Below are 303 nucleotides of genomic sequence, written 5' to 3'. Positions count from 1 at the left end.
ACAAAAAATTAACTTACCCAAACCGATTTTTGATGATATGTTGGATAGGTTTCGAAATATAGATGATAGAGTTGATGAGATTGTAATTTTAAATTCTAGAATAATTTCAAATTTAGAAGTAATCTACATTTTCGTTTTCTCAAATAAAAAAATACTATCATCCGGGATATCCGCAAATTTCAGTTTAGATTCAGCATTATTTTCAGCAATAAAGGAAGCTGAACTCTTGTTAACAATCTATAAAGAAGAAGAGTATGGAAATTATGCAGGAATTGAAGGTTCTATAGAGTTTGAATTGTTATA

At 27.7% G+C, this 303-nt stretch carries 1 protein-coding gene; it reads left to right on the top strand.

The features are described from left to right. Positions 1 to 303 (top strand): hypothetical protein (locus C1E99_RS14655; RefSeq protein WP_161951146.1); only part of this gene is annotated, 303 nt, incomplete at both ends.

Source organism: Streptococcus suis (assembly GCF_002964045.1).
Taxonomy (GTDB): Bacteria; Bacillota; Bacilli; order Lactobacillales; family Streptococcaceae; genus Streptococcus; species Streptococcus suis_U.
Note: the sequence above shows the minus strand (reverse complement) of the source record. Positions and strands in the feature narration are given on the sequence as shown.